The sequence below is a fragment of the Paenibacillus sp. 01T422 genome (assembly GCF_056398785.1).
Genome location: NZ_JBFTQB010001482.1, coordinates 1 through 728, shown reverse-complemented (window position 1 = coordinate 728; position 728 = coordinate 1). Strand labels below are relative to the sequence as shown.

The window sequence follows — 728 nt, the reverse complement described above, 5'->3', positions numbered from 1 at the left end:
ACGACACCCTGATTAAAAGTCAGGTGCTCTACCAACTGAGCTAATGACTCATGTAAGAAACTGGGGATCAAGGATTTGAACCTTGGCATGACGGAGTCAAAGTCCGTTGCCTTACCGCTTGGCTAATCCCCAATAATAACATGCCGTCGAGAGGACTTGAACCCCCAACCTACTGATTACAAGTCAGTTGCTCTACCAGTTGAGCTACAACGGCTTATGCAGTTAATGGTGGAGGCTGACGGGATCGAACCGCCGACCCTCTGCTTGTAAGGCAGATGCTCTCCCAGCTGAGCTAAGCCTCCATGGGATTTACTTAATGGTGACCCGTAGGGGACTCGAACCCCTGTTACCTCCGTGAAAGGGAGGTGTCTTAACCACTTGACCAACGGGCCTTACAAAAACTTACTGGAGCTTCCAACCGGAATCGAACCGGTGACCTCATCCTTACCATGGATGCACTCTACCGACTGAGCTATGGAAGCAATGGCTCCCCGAACAGGACTCGAACCTGTGACAACTCGATTAACAGTCGAGTGCTCTACCAACTGAGCTATCAGGGAATATTGCTTGGCAACGTTCTACTCTCCCAGAACCCTGCGGTTCAAGTACCATCGACGCTGGAGGGCTTAACGGTCGTGTTCGAGATGGGAACGCGTGGGTCCCCTCCGCCGGTCGTGTTCGAGATGGGAACGCGTGGGTCCCCTCCGCCATCATCACCAAACAGTCAA

Annotated in this window: 6 tRNA genes and 1 rRNA gene; all 7 read right to left on the bottom strand. The window is 52.5% G+C overall.

Going from position 1 to position 728, the window contains the following annotated elements:
• Positions 1 to 60: 60 nt before the first annotated feature.
• Positions 61 to 132: transfer RNA gene (locus AC1DUA_RS39695), tRNA-Gln, on the bottom strand.
• Positions 133 to 141: 9 nt separating this feature from the next.
• Positions 142 to 214: transfer RNA gene (locus AC1DUA_RS39690), tRNA-Thr, on the bottom strand.
• Between the two features lie 12 nt (positions 215 to 226).
• Positions 227 to 302, bottom strand: a tRNA-Val gene (locus AC1DUA_RS39685).
• A gap of 15 nt (positions 303 to 317) precedes the next feature.
• Positions 318 to 392 (bottom strand) — tRNA-Glu (locus tag AC1DUA_RS39680).
• A 14-nt stretch (positions 393 to 406) separates the two neighbouring features.
• Positions 407 to 482: transfer RNA gene (locus AC1DUA_RS39675), tRNA-Thr, on the bottom strand.
• A gap of 2 nt (positions 483 to 484) precedes the next feature.
• Positions 485 to 560: transfer RNA gene (locus AC1DUA_RS39670), tRNA-Asn, on the bottom strand.
• A 9-nt stretch (positions 561 to 569) separates the two neighbouring features.
• Positions 570 to 680 (bottom strand): 5S ribosomal RNA (rrf, locus tag AC1DUA_RS39665).
• Between the last annotated feature and the right edge of the window lie 48 nt (positions 681 to 728).